This window comes from Bradyrhizobium sp. CCBAU 53421 (assembly GCF_015291625.1).
In the GTDB taxonomy this organism is placed as follows: Bacteria; Pseudomonadota; Alphaproteobacteria; order Rhizobiales; family Xanthobacteraceae; genus Bradyrhizobium.
The window spans coordinates 4,652,068-4,669,825 of record NZ_CP030047.1; the positions used below are offsets into that span (position 1 = coordinate 4,652,068).

Consider the following 17,758-nt stretch of genomic DNA (forward strand, 5'->3'; position numbering starts at 1 on the left):
TCACAAATTTTGCCTTGCGAAACCGAGGCTAGCCCTATAACTAACCCTCATAACCTACATGTTCGGTCCCTTTTACCACGGAGCGCCTCGAGATGGCTCGCGTCACCGTCGAAGATTGCATTGATAAGGTCGACAATCGCTTCGACCTCGTCCTGTTGGCTGCGCATCGTGCCCGAATGATCTCGTCGGGATCGCAACTCACGGTTGATCGCGACAACGACAAGAACCCGGTGGTCTCGCTGCGGGAGATCGCCGATTCGACGATCTCGCCGGAGGATCTGAAAGAGGAACTCGTGCACTCCTTGCAGAAGTTCGTCGAGGTCGACGAGCCCGAGCCGGACACTGTGCCGCTGATCGGTTCCGCCGGTGCCAGCGTCGACGCCGACGACACCGAGGTCGCGGTCGAGCGGATGACCGAGGAAGAGCTGCTGAAGGGCCTCGAGGGCCTCGCGCCCCCGGAAGAGCAGCCCGAGGAAGACGAGTAAGCCCGTCGTTCCGCACTGCGTTGCGAATAGATTTGCCAAAGGCCCGGACATTGCTCCGGGCCTTTGCTTTTGTTGACAATTTTGCTGTTACGGTGCGTCCTATGCGGGCGCGGGAAATTGAATGGTTCCAGGGCCCGCGCGGGGTGCAGCTTCGTTCGAAAGCGCACTAGATTGAGGAAGAAGGGACGTTTCGGTCCCGCGCGAGAGGCAACGAGTTCATGGCGTATCGACGCCGCAGTTCCATCCAGATGCAGGCTGCAACCGAAACGGTCGCGGTGGCGCCGGCGTCGTCCGCGGCGGAGAGGCCGGCCAGGCCGCGGACCCGAATGATGCGACAATATGACCTTGTCGAGCGCGTCCGTTCGTACAACCCCGACACCAACGAAGACCTGCTCAACCGCGCGTACGTCTACGCCATGAAGGCGCACGGCACGCAGACCCGTGCCTCCGGCGACCCCTATTTCTCGCATCCGCTCGAGGTCGCCGCGATCCTCACCAACCTCAAGCTCGACGACGCCACGATCGTGGCGGCGCTGCTGCACGACACGATCGAGGACACCGAGGCGACGCGGGCCGAGATCGACAATGTGTTCGGCCATGAGATCGGCGCGCTGGTCGAGGGCCTGACCAAGCTGAAGCGGCTGGAACTGGTCTCGCGCGAGGCCAAGCAGGCCGAGAATTTGCGCAAGCTGCTGCTGGCGATCGCCGACGATGTTCGCGTGCTGCTGATCAAGCTCGCCGACCGGCTGCACAACATGCGCACGCTGGAGTTCGTGCCGCCGGCTTCGCGCCGGCGCATCGCCGAGGAGACGCTGGATATCTATGCGCCGCTGGCTGGCCGCATGGGCATGCACGAGATGCGCGAGGAGCTCGAGGACCTGTCGTTCTTCGTGCTCGATCCCGAGGCCTATGCGGTGGTCAAGCAGCGGCTCGACTCGCTGGCCGAGCGCAACCGCAACCTGATCGGCGAGATTGAAACCCAGCTCTCCAAGAATTTGCAGAAGAACGGCATCACCGCGCGGGTGTTCGGCCGCCGCAAGCAGCCGTTTTCGATCTGGACCAAGATGGAGCGCAAGTCTGTCGGCTTCGAGCAGCTGTCCGATATCTACGGCTTCCGTATCATCCTCGACGATGTCGGCGCCTGCTACCGCGCGCTCGGCATCGTCCACACCACCTGGCCGGTGGTGCCGGGCCGCTTCAAGGACTACATCTCGACCCCGAAGCAGAACGACTACCGCTCGATCCACACCACGGTGATCGGGCCCGGCAAGCAGCGCGTCGAGCTGCAGATCCGCACCGAGGACATGAACCAGATCGCCGAGTTCGGCATCGCCGCGCATGCCTTCTACAAGGAGGGGGCGGGCTCGCCGCATGAGCGGCTGAAGCACGAGTCCAACGCCTTCGCCTGGCTGCGCCACACCATCGGCATCCTCTCGGAGAGCTCCAATCCCGAGGAATTCCTCGAGCACACCAAGCTCGAGCTGTTCCACGACCAGGTGTTCTGCTTCACGCCGAAGGGCAAGCTGATCGCGCTGCCGCGCAACGCCAACGTGATCGATTTCGCCTATGCCGTGCATACCGGGGTCGGCAACAGCGCGGTCGGCTGCAAGATCAACGGCAAGTTCGCGCCGCTGTCCTCCGAGTTGCAGAACGGCGACGAGGTCGAGGTGCTGACCTCGAAGGCGCAGTCGGCGCCGCCTTCGGCCTGGGAAGCGCTCGCCCGCACCGGCAAGGCGCGCGCCGCGATCCGGCGCGCTACCCGCGATGCGGTGCGCGACCAGTATGCCGGCCTCGGCCGCCGCATCGTCGACCGCCTGTTCGCCCGCGCCAAGATCGAATATGCCGACGACAAGCTGAAGGGCGCATTGCCGCGGCTTGCGCGCACCTCGATCGAGGAGGTGATGGCCTCGGTCGGGCGCGGCGAGATCAAGGCGTCCGACGTCGCCCGCGCGATGTATCCCGACTACAAGGAAGAGCGGCTGGTGCGCTACGGCGCCAAGAAGGGGCTCGCCGCCAAGCTGAAGACGCAGACCCCGCCGCATCCGGCGCGCGCCACCTCGGTGATCCCGGTGCGTGGCATCAACTCCGATTTGCCGGTGAAGTTCGCGCCGAACGGCGGCGCGGTGCCGGGCGACCGCATCGTCGGCATCGTCACGCCGGGCGAGGGGATCACGATCTATCCGATCCAGTCGCCGGCGCTGAAGGATTTCGAGGAGGAGCCCGAGCGCTGGCTCGACGTGCGCTGGGACATCGACGAGACCATGCCGCAGCGCTTCCCCGCGCGCATCCTGGTTCACAATGTCAACGAGCCGGGCAGCCTCGCCCAGATCGCGACTGTGATCGCCGAGCACGACGGCAATATCGACAACATCCACATGTCGCGCCAGTCGCCCGATTTCACGGAGCTGACCATCGATCTCGAGGTCTATGACCTCAAGCATCTCCTCGCTATCATCGCGCAGTTGCGCGCCAAGGCCGTGGTCGCAAGGGTCGAGCGCGTCAATGGGTAAAGCTGGATGCGCAGACCATAGGCGAGCGGAAGCGACGCCGTCCTTCGAACGGCGAGCGGCAACGATGTCGTCCTTCGAACTGCTATGCCCACGCACGACAGGCTAGAACTGCAGGTTAGAGAAATGTCAAAGGCTGCTCCGCTCCGTCTCGGTATCAATGTCGATCACGTCGCGACCCTGCGCAATGCGCGGAGCGGGGCGAGGCCAGATCCGGTGCGGCTGGCGCTTGCCGCGATCGCGGCCGGCGCCGACGGCATCACCGCGCATTTGCGCGAGGATCGCCGTCATATCCGCGACGAGGACATGGCGCGGCTCAAGGCCGAGATCTCCAAGCCGCTGAATTTCGAGATGGCGGCGACCGACGACATGCTGCGGATTTCGCTCGCCACCAAGCCGCACGCGGTCTGCCTGGTGCCGGAACGGCGCCAGGAGCTCACCACCGAAGGCGGCCTCGATGTGGTCGGCCAGCACAATGCGCTGGCGCCCTTCATCGCACGGCTTGGCGACGCCGGCATCCGGGTCTCGCTGTTCATCGCCGCCGATCCGAGGCAGATCGAGATGGCCGCGCAGCTGAAGGCACCGGTGATCGAGATCCACACCGGCGGCTGGTGCGACGCCGTGGTCGACGGTCACAAGGACAAGGCGGAGGCCGAGTGGAAGCGCATCGTCGCCGGCGCCAGGCTCGCGCAGGCGGCCGGGCTCGAGGTCCATGCCGGCCATGGGCTCGACTATGAGGCCGCGGAGACGATCTCCGCGCTGCCCGAAATCCGCGAGCTCAACATCGGCTATTTCATGATGGGCGAGGCGCTGTTCGTCGGCATCGCCGAGACGGTGCGCGAGATGCGTGCGGCAATGGACCGCGGCCGTGCCAGGGCGCAAGGTGGCGTCAGCGCATGATCATCGGCATCGGCTCCGACCTGATCGACATCACCCGGATCGCGAAGGTGATCGAGCGGCACGGCGAGCGCTTCCTCGATCGCATCTTCACCGATGCCGAGCGCGCCAAGGCGATGCGCCGGGCCAACAGCGAGAAGATGGTGGTCGCAACCTACGCCAAACGCTTCGCCGCCAAGGAGGCCTGCTCCAAGGCGCTCGGCACCGGTATCCGGCGCGGGGTGTGGTGGAAGGACATGGGAGTGGTGAACCTGCCGGGAGGGCGGCCGTCGATGCAGCTGACCGGCGGCGCACTGGCCCGGCTCCAGGAGCTGACGCCCGAGGGCATGCAGGCGCAGATCGACCTTTCGATCACGGATGATTGGCCGCTGGCGCAGGCCTTCGTCATAATTTCGGCGGTTGCTCCCGCCAGATGAGCGGGCGGGGCCGGAATCTGCCGGAAAACTTCAGCAAACTAAAAAATCATTGACATTTCAATGAATTGCGAAGTTTTGAGGCGGCGATTGATTGCGCCCCTGCGAACAACCGTCTAAAACGCCGCAGGGTATCGAGCGAGACGCGGATTCCAGGTTCCGGCCGGAATTTGCCCTCAAGATCAGAATCAAGGCCATTTTCCTCACGCGGGGGTCGAACGCTTCGCGTGGAGAGAACGTTCTGCCACCGCGTGGGCGCCAGGGCCTGCGGGAATTGGGAAAGCAATGAGCGCGACCACCGGGACCAAATCTGAGAGCGGCTTGGGCGAGACCATCCGCGTCGTCATTCATGCCCTTCTTATCGCGCTCGTCATCCGCACCTTCCTGTTCCAGCCGTTCAACATCCCCTCGGGGTCGATGAAGGCGACGCTGCTGGTTGGCGACTATTTGTTCGTCTCGAAATATTCGTATGGCTACAGCCACTATTCGATCCCGTTCTCGCCGAACATTTTCTCGGGGCGCATCTTCGGCTCGGAGCCCAGCCGCGGTGATATCGTGGTGTTCCGGCTGCCGCGGGACGACTCCACCGACTACATCAAGCGCGTTATCGGCTTGCCGGGCGACCGCATCGAGGTGAAGGGCGGGCTGCTCTACATCAACGACGAGCCGATCAAGCGCGAGCGGCTGAGCGATTTCGTCGGCGAGGATCCCTGCGGCTCGGCGGATGCCACCGCCAAGGTCAAGCGCTGGAAGGAAACGCTGCCGAACGGCGTCAGCTACGAGTCGCTCGACTGCACCGACAACAGCTACATGGACAACACTATCGTCTACACCGTTCCGCCTGGGCATTTCTTCATGATGGGCGACAACCGCGACAACTCCACCGACAGCCGCTTCCTGTCGCAGGTCGGCTACGTGCCGTTCGAGAATATCATCGGGCGGGCCCAGATGATCTTCTTCTCGATCGCCGAGGGTGAGCAGGCCTGGATGATCTGGCGCTGGCCGTTCGCCGTGCGGTGGAACCGCCTATTCTCCATCGTGCGATGAACGACGATACCGCAGCCATCAACGATCAAGCGCCCGCCGGCGAGCCGAGCCAGACGCCAGCCGCCGAGAGCGCGGCCGCGCCGAAGAAGCGGCGCAGCAAGGCCGCCAAGGCGGCCGAGGAGAAGGCCGCGATCGCCGGTACCGAGGCGCGTATCGGTTACACGTTCTCAGATGCCGCGCTGCTGACCACCGCATTCACCCACGTGTCCGCGCTGAAGCCCGCCACCCGCAACCGCGCCGACAGCTATCAGCGGCTGGAATTCCTCGGCGACCACGTGCTCGGGCTGATCGTGTCCGACATGCTGTTCCGGGCGTTCCCGAAGGCCGACGAGGGCGAGTTGTCGAAGCGGCTCGCCGATCTCGTGCGCAAGGAGAGCTGCGCCGATGTCGCCAAGTCGCTCGGGCTGCTCGAGGACATCAAGCTCGGCATGGTGAAGGCGGTCGAAGGCGCACGGCTGCGCAAGTCCGTGCTCGGCGACATCTGCGAGGCGGTGATCGGGGCGATCTTCCTCGACGGCGGCTACGAGGCCGCGCGCCAGTTCGTCGAGCGCAACTGGACCGAGCGGATGCACAAGTTGCGCCGGCCGCTGCGCGATCCCAAGACCGTGTTGCAGGAATGGGCGCAGGGCAAGGGACTGCCGACGCCGGTCTATCGCGAGGTCGAACGCACCGGCCCGCACCACGATCCACAATTCCGCGTTGCCGTTGACCTGCCGGGCCTGGCCTCAGCCGAGGGCCTTGGCGGCAACAAGCGCGCGGCAGAGAAAGCAGCGGCATCCGCGATGATCGAGCGTGAAGGCGTCGGCACCAATGACTGACGAAGCCAAAGGGCAGGGGGACGCGACGCGCTGTGGCTTCGTCGCGCTGATCGGCGCGCCCAATGTCGGCAAGTCGACGCTGGTCAATGCGCTGGTGGGCTCCAAGGTCACCATCGTGTCGCGCAAGGTGCAGACCACGCGGGCGCTGATCCGCGGCATCGTGATCGAGGGCAACGCCCAGATCATCCTGGTCGACACGCCCGGCATCTTCGCGCCGCGGCGCCGGCTCGACCGTGCCATGGTGTCGACCGCCTGGAGCGGCGCCCACGACGCCGATCTTGTCTGCGTGCTGCTCGATGCGAAGTCGGGCATCGACGAGGAGGCCAATGCGATCCTGGCCAAGCTCGAAACCGTCGCGCATCCGAAGATCCTGGTGCTGAACAAGGTCGACCTCGTGCAGCGCGAGAAGCTGCTGGCGCTGGCGCAGGCCGCCAACGAGCGGATGCGCTTCGAGCACACCTTCATGATTTCGGCGCTGTCCGGCGACGGCGTTGCCGACCTGCGCCAAGCGCTGGCCAAGCTGGTGCCCGCCGGCCCGTTCCTCTATCCCGAGGACCAGATGTCGGATGCGCCGATGCGGCATCTGGCGGCCGAGATCACCCGCGAGAAGATCTACAGCCATCTGCATCAGGAATTGCCGTACCAGTCGACGGTCGAGACCGACAGCTGGACCGACCGCAAGGACAAGTCGATCCGCATCGAGCAGACGATCTTTGTCGAGCGCGAGAGCCAGCGCAAGATCGTGCTCGGCAAGGGCGGCGCCACCATCAAGTCGATCGGCGCGCAGGCACGGGCCGAGATCGCCGAGATCATGGGCGTGCCGGTGCACCTGTTCCTGTTCGTCAAGGTGCGCGAGAACTGGGGCGACGATCCCGACCGCTACAAGGAAATGGGACTGGATTTCCCCAAGGAATAAGAGCCGGCGTCGCAATGAACGTGCCCAGAAATGTGCTGTGGTTTGAGGTGCTGCTCTATCTGTCGCTGACGCTCGACGCGCTGTCGGTGGCGTTCCAGGACCGCACGCCGACCTTCGAGAAGACCGAGCAGATGATCACGGGCGAGACCCTGACGGCCGGCTGCATGATCCTGCTGCTGGTGTATTTCGTCCGGCTCGCCGCGCAGCACCGCAAGAACTGGCCGCGCTGGGCGCTGGCCGCGATGCTGGTGCTGTCGGTGATATCGCTGGTGCAGGTGATCGGCGACAAGGGTCTGGAGCTCGACAGCGCCATCGAGGTGGTGTCCTGCATCCTGACCACGGCCGGGCTGTATTATTCCTTCACTGGCGACGCGCAGGGCTGGTTCAACGCGTGAGGGGCGGCGCGCAGGGGCGCGGTGCCAAAATATCGAAAACAACCCCATGCAAAGTAGCCGGTGGCGGCGGGCGCTCGGCCAGGCAACTTGACACGTCGGGCAACTCAGCGTCATCATTCCAATATTCCGAAATTGTGCAAGCGCCACCGCCCGTCGGAATGACGGCGTATGATGACTGCGCGGTGCGCTGGAATCCTGTAGTCTCTCTTTCATGGAATGGACCGACGAAGGCATCGTGCTGGGCGTGCGGCGGCATGGCGAATCCTCCGCCATCGTCGAGCTCCTGACGCGCGAGCATGGCCGCCATCTCGGCCTCGTGCGCGGCGGTGCCAGCTCGCGGATGCGGCCGCTGCTGCAGCCCGGCAACAGCGTCACCGCGGTGTGGCGGGCGCGGCTCGACGAGCATCTCGGCATGTACGCGCTGGAAGGCACACGGCTGCGCGCGGCGACACTGCTCGCCTCGTCGCACGCCGTCTATGGCGTCACGCATCTGGCGGCGCTGGCCCGGCTGCTGCCGGAGCGCGATCCGCATCAAGACATCTACGAGATGCTGCAGGGGACGCTCGACGATTTCGACGATGCCGGCGTGGCCGCCGTGCACCTGATCCGGTTCGAGCTGGCGATGCTGACCGAGCTCGGCTTCGGGCTGGACCTGGACAATTGCGCGGCAAGCGGGGAGACCACCGACCTGATCTACGTGTCGCCGAAATCCGGCGGCGCCGTCTCCCGCGCCGCCGGGGAGCCGTGGCGCGACCGGCTGTTGCCGTTGCCGGCATTCCTGCGCGAAGGCGAGGGCGGTGCCAACAGCTGGTCGGAGCAGGACCTGCGCGACGGTTTCCAGATCACCGGTCTGTTCCTGCTGCGCCACGTGCTGGAGCCCCGCGGTCAGGGCCATTCCGATGCCCGCGACGGATTTATCAACGCCGTAACGAGGCCGCGGAGCCGAACGGCGGTTCCGTAAGGCCGATTCGGGCCCTAAATTCCCGGTGATTCGCGGCTTGCCCGATTCAGCGCCAAGGTTTAACGCCTCCCCATGGGAAAACGACAGGTACCGCCGGAAAAGCCGGCCGAAATTCACGAGGTGCCGCTGCGTGATGCGCTCGAGGAGCGCTATCTCGCCTATGCGCTCTCGACCATCATGCATCGCGCGCTGCCGGACGCCCGCGACGGGCTGAAGCCGGTGCACCGCCGCATCCTCTACGGCATGGACCTGCTCGGGCTCGACCCGCGCGCGGCCTTCAAGAAATCGGCCAAGATCGTCGGCGACGTGATGGGCTCGTTCCATCCGCACGGCGACCAGGCGATCTATGACGCCATGGTGCGCCTGGCGCAGGACTTCTCCTCGCGCTACCCGCTGGTCGACGGCCAGGGCAATTTCGGCAATATCGACGGCGATAATCCGGCCGCCTACCGCTACACCGAAGCGCGCATGACCGAGGTCGCGCGGCTCCTGCTCGACGGCATCGACGAGGACGGGGTCGAGTTCCGCCTCAACTACGACGGCCAGTCGAAAGAGCCGGTGGTGCTGCCCGGCGGCTTTCCGAACCTGCTCGCCAACGGTGCGCAGGGCATCGCGGTCGGCATGGCGACCTCGATCCCGCCGCACAACGCCGCCGAGCTTTGCGACGCTGCGCTGCATCTGATCGAGAAGCCCGACGCCAAGTCGAAGGCGCTGTTGAAGTGGGTCAAGGGGCCGGACTTCCCGACCGGCGGCATCGTCGTCGATTCCAAGGAAGCGATCATCGAGGCCTATACCACGGGGCGCGGCTCGTTCCGCACCCGCTCGCGCTGGACCCAGGAAGAGGGCGCGCGCGGCACCTGGGTGGTCGTCGTGACCGAGATCCCGTGGCTGGTGCAGAAGTCGCGGATCGTCGAGAAGATCGCCGAGCTCATCAACGAGAAGAAGCTGCCGCTGGTTGCCGACGTCCGCGACGAGTCGGCCGAGGACGTTCGCCTCGTGATCGAGCCGAAGTCCCGCACGGTCGATCCGGCGCTGATGATGGAATCGCTGTTCCGGCTCACCGAGCTGGAAAGCAAGATATCGCTGAACCTGAACGTCTTGATCAAGGGCCGCATCCCGAAGGTGGTCGGCCTTGCCGAGTGCCTGCGCGAATGGCTCGACCATCTGCGCGACGTGCTGGTCCGCCGGTCCAACTTCCGCAAGACCCAGATCGAGCACCGCCTGGAAGTGCTGGGCGGCCACCTCGTCGCCTATCTGAACCTCGACAAGGTGATCAAGATCATCCGAACCGAGGACGAGCCGAAGCCCGTCCTGATCAAGACCTTCAATCTCACCGAGATCCAGGCCGAAGCCATCCTCAACATGCGGCTGCGCAATTTGCGCCGCCTGGAGGAGATGGAGATCCGCACCGAGGATAAGGAGCTTCGCAAGGAGCTGAAGGGCATCGAGGGGCTGCTCAGATCCGAGACCGAGCAATGGGCCAAGGTCGGCGATCAGGTCCGCAAGGTCCGCGATATCTTCGGGCCCAAGACGCCGCTCGGCAAGCGCCGCACCACGTTCGCCGATGCGCCCGAGCACGACCTTGCGGCGATCGAGGAAGCGCTGGTCGAGCGCGAGCCATGCACCGTCGTGATCTCCGAGAAGGGCTGGGTGCGAACGCTGAAGGGCCATGTCGAGGATCTCTCGGGGCTCGCCTTCAAGACCGACGACAAGCTCGAGCACTCGTTCTTTGCCGAGACGACCTCGAAGCTGCTGCTGTTCGCGACCAACGGCAAGTTCTACTCGCTTGATGTCGCAAAACTGCCGGGCGGACGCGGCCATGGCGAGCCGATCCGCATGTTCATCGACCTCGAGCAGGACGCCGCGATCATCTCGCTGTTCGTCAACAAGGGCGAGCGCAAGTTCCTGATCGCGAGCAGCGAGGGCCAGGGCTTCGTCGTCAAGGAAGAGGACTGCGTCGGCAACACCCGCAAGGGCAAGCAGGTGCTCAATGTCGAGATGCCGAACGAGGCGCGTGCGATCACGACCGTGAACGGCGACACCGTCGCGGTGATCGGCACCAACCACAAGATGGTGCTGTTCGGTCTCGACCAGGTGCCGGAGATGGCGCGCGGCCGTGGCGTGCGGCTGCAGAAATACACCAGCTCGGAGCTGTCAGACGTTGCGGTGTTCGACTCCAAGACCGGCCTGACCTGGAAGGACTCCGCCGGTCGCGAGCACAGCATGACCATGAAGGAACTGGCCGACTGGCGCGGCAACCGCGCCGACGCCGGCCGGCTCGCCCATGGCCTGCCGAAGTCGAACAAGTTCAATCGCGGCGTGGAGTAGTTGCGCAGGGCGGGTTAGGCGCAAGCCGTAACCCGCCGTTCAACAGCCGCGGTGTGATAGTATCCACATTTCACCGCGCTATAACCGTCGCCGACGATATCGGGCGACGGTTGCCATGGCGCACAATCACGACCACAGCGGTCATTCTCACGGAACGTCCCAGATTGGACATTCCCACGCCGGCCACTCTCATGCCGGGCACTCGCACGCCGGGCACAGCCACGCGCCAGCGAGCTTCGGCACCGCCTTTGCGGTCGGCGCGTCACTGAACACCGCCTTCGTCATCGCCGAGCTGATCTTCGGCTACTCCGCCAACTCGCTGGCCCTGGTCTCCGACGCTGTTCACAATCTCTCCGACGTCATCGCGCTGCTCTTGGCCTGGGGCGGGGCGTGGCTCGCCGGCAGGCGCCCGACCGATACCCACACCTATGGCTACCGCCGCGCTTCGATCCTGGCGGCGCTGTTCAATGCCGGGCTGCTGCTGATCGCGGTCGGCGGCATCGCGGTCGAGGCGATCAACCGCTTCCGTGAGCCGGCCGAGGTCGCAAGCTGGACCGTGGTCTGGGTCGCCGCGCTCGGCATCCTGATCAATGGCGGCACCGCGCTGCTGTTCATGCGGGGCCGCGACAGCGACCTCAACGTCCGCGGCGCCTACCTGCACATGGCGGCGGATGCCGGCGTCTCGCTCGGCGTCGTGATCGCCGCGCTGTTGATCATGGCGACCGGCTGGCAGTGGCTCGATCCGGCGATCAGCCTCGCCATCGCGGTGGTCGTGCTGCTCAGCGGCTGGGAGCTTGCCCGCGACAGCGTCAACCTCGCGCTCGACGCGGTGCCGAAGGGCATCGATCTCAAACGGGTGAGGGACTATCTCGCCGCGCTCGAGGGCGTCACCGAGGTGCACGATTTGCACATCTGGGCGATGAGCACGAGCGAGACCGCGCTGACCGCGCATCTGGTGCGGCCCGGCGGGCATGACGACATCTTCCTGCATCGCGTCTGCGCCGAGCTGTCGGAGCGCTTCAGCATCCACCACGCAACGCTGCAGGTCGAGATCAGCAGCGAGACCTGCCGGCTGGCGCCGGCGGAAATGGTCTAGCCGGCGGCGATCTACTCGCGTTCAATTGATCGATGGACTCCGGGCCATGTCTTCCACGGCCGCCACTGAGGCGGCACATTGCGGCCGCGCGCGTTGAAGAAAGCGGGCTCGATCAACGGAGGGCAATGTGAAGAAGGCAATCGGTCTTGCGATGTTGCTCTGGGTCGCGGGCGCAGTGCCGCACGCAGATGCCCAGCCAGCGAAAACTGGCGTCGAGCGGCTCTACATCCTCAACTGCGGCGAAGGTGTTGCCGGCGACATTTCGCGCTGGTCGCCGGGCGTGAACGAAGGCAAGTCGATGGACTTCGTCGACAATTGCTACCTGATCAAGCACGCGCAGGGCTGGTTCCTGTGGGACACCGGCATTCCCGACGCGGTCGCGGCGATGCCTAACGGCCTTGCGCCAGCCGATCCCAAGGCCATCACCTGGCGACGGCCGAAGACGCTGGCCGCGCAGCTCGACCAGCTCGGGGTCAAGCCGTCGGACATCAAGGCGATCGCGGTCTCGCATACCCATCCCGATCACGTCGGCAACGTCGAGATGTTCCCTGTCGCGATGCTGTATGTGCAGAAAGCGGAGTATGAATGGCCCGGCGCCAACAACGCGCCGCGCTTCAAGCCGGAGCATCCGGTGACGAAGCTCGAGGGCGACCGCGACGTGTTCGGCGACGGCAGCGTCACCATCCTGTCGACACCGGGCCATACCCCTGGCCACCAATCGCTGCTGGTGAAGCTACCGAAGACCGGCGCGGTCCTGCTGACCGGCGATGCCGTTCACTTCAGGGACAATTGGGATAATCGACGCGTGCCGACCTTGAACGCCAGCAAGGAGCAGACGCTGGCCTCGATGCAGAAGATCGCCGACACGCTGACCAAGGAGAAGGCGCAGCTCTGGATCAACCACGACAAGGCCCAGCGCGACGGGCTGAAAATGTCGCCGGAGTTCTATGACTGAGCCGCGTTGGCGCCGCGCACCTTCGACCGGCTTGGCCTGATCAGCTGTGTGGGGCGGACGGCGCCGTCACCGGCGGGGCGGGCACGTGCTTCGGCTTCATCGTGCCGGCGTAGAACGACAGTGTGAACATCAGGGCGAGGGCGGCCAGGTAGACCCCATAGGACTGCGGCGGGGTGATCGCCCATTGCACGAGGCGTCGGATCGGGGTCGGCTGGCCGGGGTCGCTGTCCATGCGCCCTTTTGCGCGAAGGCCGGGGCAAAGGAAAGCGGAATCGCCGGCATTCGGTGGCTTCGTTCCGCCCGAAAATGGCGCGGCGGGCGGCCTTGCAATGTTGGACTGGCGTCCGCATCTGTCACGCGACGACCAGCCCTTCCTCCCGCACCAATTGCCCGGCATAATCCAGCGTATGGAACTGACGCCCCGTTTGCGCCTCATGAATTGGTTGGTCCGCCAGGGTCTCACGGGCCTGCCGGAAAACGATCTGCTGCGCGGCTTCTGCGAGCGCTGCCGGGCCGCCGGCATGCCGCTGTCGCGGGCGATCGTCTTCATCGACACCCTGCATCCGATCTTCGAGGGGCGCGGCTTCCGCTGGAACGACGGCGAAAGCAACGAGGCCGATATCTTCGAATACGGCTCGACCAGCAGCGGCGAGGCCAGCCAGAACTGGCGGCGGTCGGCGTTCCATCACATGCTCGAAAACGGCCATGACGAGATGGTGATCAATCTCGCCGAGACGCACGATTTCTCGATGATCGGCGACCTTGCCGAGAAGGGCCACAAGCACTTCGTGGCCTTCGTGCATCGCTTCGGCGAGGCCGGCACGATCGGCGAGATGGATTGCTTCTATTCCTACTATACCACCCGCCGTTCGGACGGGTTCGACGAGAACCATATGGAGGCGCTGCGCGACCTCGTGCCGGTGCTCGGGCTCGCGATCAAATCGGCCGCCCAGGTCGAGATCGCCCGCACGCTCGGACGGGTCTATCTCGGCCGCGATACGGCGGAGCAGGTGCTGCGCGGACGCATGCAGCGCGGCATCACCGAGAAGATCAAGGCCGTGTTGTGGTACTCCGACGTGCGCGGCTCGACCGCGATCAGCGAGCGCATCGGCCCGGACGAGATCATTCCGTTCCTCAACGACTACGCGCAGGCCTCGATCGACGCGATCCATGATGCCGGCGGCGAAGTCTTGAAGCTGATCGGCGACGGCGTGCTGGCGATGTTCACCAGCGAGAACATGGCAAGCGCCAAGCGCGCGGCGCTGCGCGCCGAACACAGATTCCGGCACAACATCCGCGTGCTGAACGATCGGCGCGAGAATGAGAACCGGCCGACCACCACGGCCTATGTCGGGCTCCATGTCGGCCAGGTCTTCTACGGCAATATCGGCAGCGAGGACCGGCTGGATTTCACCGTGGTCGGGCCCGCCGTCAACGAGGTCAGCCGGATCGCCTCGATGTGCGCCTCAGTCGACCGGGAGCTGCTGACCTCGACCGATTTCCGCACCGGCCTTGACGCCGCCGGCCGCAACTATCTGGTTTCCACCGGCCGCTTCGTCTTGCGCGGCATCGGCCATGCGCAGGATCTTTATACGCTGGATCCGGCCGTCACGGCCGACGAGGTCATCGGCGGCAAGTACGAGCGGTACCTGGCAAGCTGAGGTCTTTCCACCGTCATTGCGAGGAGCTCGCGACAAAATTGCAAAGCAATTTTGCGCTGAAGCGACGAAGCAATCCATCGTCCCGCATATGCGGACAGATGGATTGCTTCGCTCCGCTCGCAATGACGGCTGAGAGGACTCGGGATCAGCAGCGCGCGGGCTCGCCGACCATGTCGGGCTGACGCCTGAGCGACACCGCGGGCGACATCAGGATCACCAGCGCCTGCGCCGCAAAGATTGCGGCCGCGAGGTAGAGGCAGGCTTCGGCGCCGTAGAGGCCACCGACGACGGCGCCGAGTGCGGATCCGAGCGGGCGGGCGCCGTAGCTCATGATGTTGATCGCGGAGACGCGGCCGAGCAGCGAGGGCGGCGTCACCGACTGCCTGAGCGTAGTTGTCGAGATCACCCACAGGATCGGGCCGACGCCGAGGAGGAAGAAGCCGAGCCCGGCGAGCAGCGGCGTCGCAATCCAGGTGGTCAGCGCCATCACGATCGCGGCGACGAGGCCGGTGACCGGGCCGAGCCCGATCACGGTGCCGAATGCCAGCCGCTTCATGACGCGGGTTGCGAACAGCGCGCCGACCACCATGCCGACGCCGTACATCGCAAGCGTCGTGCCGACACCGGTTGCGCTGAGCCCGACATGGCGCACCGCATAGGGCACGAACACGGCGAGCAGCAGGAAGGACGCGGTGTTGAAGATGAACTGGGTGATGAACACCGGCCGCAGCAAGGCGTGATGCATGACGAAGGCCGCGCCTTCCTTGATGTCCTGCATCGGATGACGCCGCGGGGCAGGCTGGCGCGCCGGCTCATAGAGGCCGGCGAGCAGCACGACCGCGATCGCCGACAGCGCGGCGGCAAAGCCGAATGCGGGCGCGGCACCGACCCAGCCGACCAGCACGCCGCCAAGCGCGGGTCCGCTGGCGAAAGCGACGGTGCGCGCAAGTTCGATACGGGCATTCGCGGCCGGCAATTGCTGCGACGTCACCAGCGACGGGACCAGCGCAGGAGCTGCGACGCTGTAGGCGACCGTGCCGCAGACCGCGATGAAGCCGAGCAAGGCCAGCAGCGGCAGTGTCATCAGGCCGAACCCCAGCAACAGCAGAATCGCGGCCAATGCCGCCGCGCGCAGCGCCTCGGAGCCCGCCATCACCCAGCGCCGCGACACACGGTCGGCCAAGAGGCCGGCGGGAATCGCAAACAGGATGAAAGGCAGCGTCAGTGCGGTCTGCAACAGGCCGGTCTGGCCTTCGCCGACGCCGAGCACCAGCACCGCGACGATGGGCGCGGCCGCAAGCGCGATCTGCTCGGCCGATTGTGCGGCGAGGTTGGACCAGGCCAGGCGATTGAAGGTGCTTGGCAAGCGAGGCGTATCGGCGGACATGGCAGAATCCCTGGAAAATTCGACTGCCTTTAGTGTGTGTTTGGAAGACGTCCGATCCCACCCGTTTCCCGACAACACAAAAACAAAGGCCCGCCGGGAGAGGCGGGCCTTGTCGCTGATATCAGAAGCGCAGTCACGTCATTGCGGCGTGGGCGCGAGCTGGCCGGTGATGGTACCGACTAATGTGGCGGGCCGACTGTCCTCGCTGGTTGCAGGCGCCTCGGCCTTGCGCTGCGCCAGCGCGCTGGTCAGGCTGGTGAGCGCGTCGGATCCGGCCGGGAAGCCCGCCTCCGAGAGGATCTTGTCGATCATCGGCTTGAATGCCGAGACCGACAGCAATTGCGCGGCGAGGCCGTCGCCGAGCCCAAGACCGCCATTGCCCCCGCCATTGCCGTTGGCGTGGCCGTTGGCGCCGCCGCGGCCAAGCATGCTGCCGGTGTCGAAGATCCGGATGTCGGAGATCTTCTCGATCGGCTTCACTGCCTCGGCGAGCGCGCTCGGGATCACGTTGATCCGGGCGAGGTTGAGATCGTAGTCGATCATCTCGGCGCTCAGCTTGTTGCGCGCCTCCGCCTTCATCGTCGCGACTTCCGCTTCGGCCTGGCCGAGCGCCTTGACGCCGGCGGCGCGGGTGGTGGCGGCTGCCGCGTCGGCCTTGGCGAGTACGTTGGTGGCTTCCGCCTTGTTGGCGGCGGCCTGACGTTCCGCCTCGGCCATGACCGTGATCGGCATCGCGTCGGTTTCGGCTGCCTTGCGCGCCGCGATCACGTTGATGATCTTGTCACGCTCTGCGATCTCGGTGGCGCGGGCGGTGGTGACCTTTTCTTCCGCCGCGATCGCGACGGCACGCGCGGTCTCGGCGATGGTCTGGGCCTCCGACTGCTCCTTGCTCTTGGCCGCGACGGCGATCGCGCTTTCCTGCGCGACGATCTGAAGGTCGCGCTCCATCTCGGTATTGCGCCGCTTGACCGCGAGATCGGCCTCGATCTTGCGGGTGTCGCGGGCCTGGTTGGCCTCGGTCTGCTTGTTGGCGACCGCGAGCTCCTGCTGGATGCGGTATTCGGCCTCGTTCTGCAACGCGGTCTGCTCGACCTGCGCGGTCTGCGCGCGCATCGCGGCGGTCTTGTTGGCGATGTCGCGCTGCTGGGCGAGCTCGGCCTCGCGCTTGGTGCTTTCGATCGTCAGCGTGGTCTGCCGCGCCACCAGGTCCTGCTGGGCGATATTGACCTCGGTGGTGCGGACGATCTGGTTGCGCTCCTGCTCACGCTCCTTGGTGATCTTGGTCAGCGTCGTCAGACCGTGCGCGTCGAAGAAGTTGCTCGGGTTGAAATGCTTGATGTCGCTCTGGTCGAGCTTGGTCAGCGACACCGATTCGAGCTCGAGGCCGTTGTTCTGGATGTCGGCGCCGACCGCGTCCTGCACCGCCTTGACGAAGGTCGCACGCTGCTCCTGCAATTCCTCGAGGTTCATGGTGGCAGCGACCGAGCGCAGGCCGTCGACGAACTTGGCCTCGACCAGCTCGCGCAGCTCGGCGGCGTCGTTGGTGCGGTTGCCGAGCGTCTGTGCGGCGAGTGCGATCGACGAACTATCGGGTTTGACGCGCAGATAGAACTCGGCGCCAATGTCGACGCGCATACGATCCTTAGTGATCAGCGAGTCCGGGCCGCCGCGCGCGACCTCGAGCCGCAGTGTCTTCAGGTTCACCGCGGCGGTGGAGTGGAAGATCGGCAGCACCAGCGAGCCGCCGTCGAGCACCACCTTCTGGCCGCCGAGGCCGGTGCGGACATAGGCCTCATCGCGCGTCGAGCGCTTGTAGAGCTTTGCGAAGAGCAGACCGATGACGAGAATGGCAATGACGCCAATGACGACGGGTATAGCAAGTTCCCACATGT

At 65.4% G+C, this 17,758-nt stretch carries 16 protein-coding genes; 13 read left to right on the forward strand and 3 right to left on the reverse strand.

Annotation, left to right across the window (positions count from 1 at the left end; all coding sequences use genetic code 11):
- Positions 1 to 92: 92 nt before the first annotated feature.
- The 12 genes from rpoZ (at position 93) to XH92_RS22245 (ending at position 12,818) form a co-directional block, all read left to right on the forward strand.
- Positions 93 to 485: a DNA-directed RNA polymerase subunit omega gene (gene rpoZ / locus XH92_RS22190; protein WP_016844003.1), complete on the forward strand. Its 393-nt coding sequence runs from the start codon at positions 93 to 95 to the stop codon at positions 483 to 485.
- A 218-nt stretch (positions 486 to 703) separates the two neighbouring features.
- Positions 704 to 2,995 carry a bifunctional (p)ppGpp synthetase/guanosine-3',5'-bis(diphosphate) 3'-pyrophosphohydrolase gene (locus tag XH92_RS22195; protein ID WP_194454014.1) on the forward strand — a complete coding sequence of 764 codons (2,292 nt, stop codon included), beginning with the start codon at positions 704 to 706 and terminating at the stop codon, positions 2,993 to 2,995.
- 123 nt (positions 2,996 to 3,118) lie between these two features.
- A complete protein-coding gene (locus tag XH92_RS22200; protein ID WP_194454015.1) occupies positions 3,119 to 3,892 on the forward strand; it encodes a pyridoxine 5'-phosphate synthase in 774 nt (257 codons plus the stop codon).
- Complete coding sequence (gene acpS, locus XH92_RS22205) at positions 3,889 to 4,305, forward strand: holo-ACP synthase (protein ID WP_194454016.1); 417 nt, start codon at positions 3,889 to 3,891, stop codon at positions 4,303 to 4,305. Before XH92_RS22200 ends, acpS begins: the two co-directional genes overlap by 4 nt.
- A gap of 282 nt (positions 4,306 to 4,587) precedes the next feature.
- The gene (gene lepB / locus XH92_RS22210) at positions 4,588 to 5,349 is read left to right on the forward strand and encodes a signal peptidase I (RefSeq protein ID WP_194454017.1); all 762 of its coding nucleotides are present in this window, start codon (positions 4,588 to 4,590) and stop codon (positions 5,347 to 5,349) included.
- Positions 5,346 to 6,167, forward strand: a complete 822-nt coding sequence (gene rnc, locus XH92_RS22215) for a ribonuclease III (protein WP_194454018.1) — start codon at positions 5,346 to 5,348, stop codon at positions 6,165 to 6,167. Before lepB ends, rnc begins: the two co-directional genes overlap by 4 nt.
- Positions 6,160 to 7,083, forward strand: a complete 924-nt coding sequence (gene era / locus XH92_RS22220) for a GTPase Era (RefSeq protein WP_194454019.1) — start codon at positions 6,160 to 6,162, stop codon at positions 7,081 to 7,083. The genes rnc and era overlap by 8 nt, the downstream gene beginning before the upstream one ends.
- A gap of 14 nt (positions 7,084 to 7,097) precedes the next feature.
- The gene (locus XH92_RS22225; protein ID WP_194454020.1) at positions 7,098 to 7,478 is read left to right on the forward strand and encodes a hypothetical protein; all 381 of its coding nucleotides are present in this window, start codon (positions 7,098 to 7,100) and stop codon (positions 7,476 to 7,478) included.
- Between the two features lie 211 nt (positions 7,479 to 7,689).
- The gene (gene recO / locus XH92_RS22230) at positions 7,690 to 8,439 is read left to right on the forward strand and encodes a DNA repair protein RecO (protein ID WP_194454021.1); all 750 of its coding nucleotides are present in this window, start codon (positions 7,690 to 7,692) and stop codon (positions 8,437 to 8,439) included.
- Between the two features lie 72 nt (positions 8,440 to 8,511).
- Positions 8,512 to 10,767 (forward strand): DNA topoisomerase IV subunit A, encoded by a 2,256-nt coding sequence (parC, locus tag XH92_RS22235; RefSeq protein ID WP_194454022.1) that lies wholly within the window; start codon positions 8,512 to 8,514, stop codon positions 10,765 to 10,767.
- 115 nt (positions 10,768 to 10,882) lie between these two features.
- Complete coding sequence (locus tag XH92_RS22240) at positions 10,883 to 11,863, forward strand: cation diffusion facilitator family transporter (protein WP_194454023.1); 981 nt, start codon at positions 10,883 to 10,885, stop codon at positions 11,861 to 11,863.
- Between the two features lie 151 nt (positions 11,864 to 12,014).
- On the forward strand, positions 12,015 to 12,818 hold the full coding sequence (locus XH92_RS22245; protein ID WP_194461382.1) for an N-acyl homoserine lactonase family protein: 804 nt from the start codon (positions 12,015 to 12,017) through the stop codon (positions 12,816 to 12,818).
- Between the two features lie 40 nt (positions 12,819 to 12,858).
- Here XH92_RS22245 and XH92_RS22250 read toward each other — a convergent pair whose 3' ends face one another.
- Entirely contained in the window at positions 12,859 to 13,050 is a 192-nt protein-coding gene (locus XH92_RS22250; RefSeq protein ID WP_194454024.1) for a hypothetical protein, read from the reverse strand.
- A gap of 175 nt (positions 13,051 to 13,225) precedes the next feature.
- On the opposite strand from XH92_RS22250, the gene XH92_RS22255 reads away from it, so the two are divergent.
- Positions 13,226 to 14,479, forward strand: coding sequence for an adenylate/guanylate cyclase domain-containing protein (locus XH92_RS22255; RefSeq protein WP_194454025.1), 1,254 nt, complete (start codon positions 13,226 to 13,228; stop codon positions 14,477 to 14,479).
- Between the two features lie 145 nt (positions 14,480 to 14,624).
- Here XH92_RS22255 and XH92_RS22260 read toward each other — a convergent pair whose 3' ends face one another.
- Both XH92_RS22260 and XH92_RS22265 read right to left on the reverse strand, forming a co-directional pair.
- Positions 14,625 to 15,866 carry an MFS transporter gene (locus XH92_RS22260; RefSeq protein ID WP_194454026.1) on the reverse strand — a complete coding sequence of 414 codons (1,242 nt, stop codon included), beginning with the start codon at positions 15,864 to 15,866 and terminating at the stop codon, positions 14,625 to 14,627.
- A 138-nt stretch (positions 15,867 to 16,004) separates the two neighbouring features.
- Positions 16,005 to 17,756 (reverse strand): flotillin family protein, encoded by a 1,752-nt coding sequence (locus tag XH92_RS22265; RefSeq protein ID WP_194454027.1) that lies wholly within the window; start codon positions 17,754 to 17,756, stop codon positions 16,005 to 16,007.
- Positions 17,757 to 17,758 lie beyond the last annotated feature (2 nt).

What these genes read in the sequence shown, in the direction of transcription:
- rpoZ (WP_016844003.1), top strand. Translation starts at nt 93, where the DNA reads ATGGCTCGCGTCACCGTCGAAGATTGCATTGATAAGGTCGACAATCGC.
- XH92_RS22195 (WP_194454014.1), top strand. Translation starts at nt 704, where the DNA reads ATGGCGTATCGACGCCGCAGTTCCATCCAGATGCAGGCTGCAACCGAA.
- XH92_RS22200 (WP_194454015.1), top strand. Translation starts at nt 3,119, where the DNA reads ATGTCAAAGGCTGCTCCGCTCCGTCTCGGTATCAATGTCGATCACGTC.
- acpS (WP_194454016.1), top strand. Translation starts at nt 3,889, where the DNA reads ATGATCATCGGCATCGGCTCCGACCTGATCGACATCACCCGGATCGCG.
- lepB (WP_194454017.1), top strand. Translation starts at nt 4,588, where the DNA reads ATGAGCGCGACCACCGGGACCAAATCTGAGAGCGGCTTGGGCGAGACC.
- rnc (WP_194454018.1), top strand. Translation starts at nt 5,346, where the DNA reads ATGAACGACGATACCGCAGCCATCAACGATCAAGCGCCCGCCGGCGAG.
- era (WP_194454019.1), top strand. Translation starts at nt 6,160, where the DNA reads ATGACTGACGAAGCCAAAGGGCAGGGGGACGCGACGCGCTGTGGCTTC.
- XH92_RS22225 (WP_194454020.1), top strand. Translation starts at nt 7,098, where the DNA reads ATGAACGTGCCCAGAAATGTGCTGTGGTTTGAGGTGCTGCTCTATCTG.
- recO (WP_194454021.1), top strand. Translation starts at nt 7,690, where the DNA reads ATGGAATGGACCGACGAAGGCATCGTGCTGGGCGTGCGGCGGCATGGC.
- parC (WP_194454022.1), top strand. Translation starts at nt 8,512, where the DNA reads ATGGGAAAACGACAGGTACCGCCGGAAAAGCCGGCCGAAATTCACGAG.
- XH92_RS22240 (WP_194454023.1), top strand. Translation starts at nt 10,883, where the DNA reads ATGGCGCACAATCACGACCACAGCGGTCATTCTCACGGAACGTCCCAG.
- XH92_RS22245 (WP_194461382.1), top strand. Translation starts at nt 12,015, where the DNA reads ATGTTGCTCTGGGTCGCGGGCGCAGTGCCGCACGCAGATGCCCAGCCA.
- XH92_RS22250 (WP_194454024.1), bottom strand. Translation starts at nt 13,050, where the DNA reads ATGGACAGCGACCCCGGCCAGCCGACCCCGATCCGACGCCTCGTGCAA.
- XH92_RS22255 (WP_194454025.1), top strand. Translation starts at nt 13,226, where the DNA reads ATGGAACTGACGCCCCGTTTGCGCCTCATGAATTGGTTGGTCCGCCAG.
- XH92_RS22260 (WP_194454026.1), bottom strand. Translation starts at nt 15,866, where the DNA reads ATGTCCGCCGATACGCCTCGCTTGCCAAGCACCTTCAATCGCCTGGCC.
- XH92_RS22265 (WP_194454027.1), bottom strand. Translation starts at nt 17,756, where the DNA reads ATGTGGGAACTTGCTATACCCGTCGTCATTGGCGTCATTGCCATTCTC.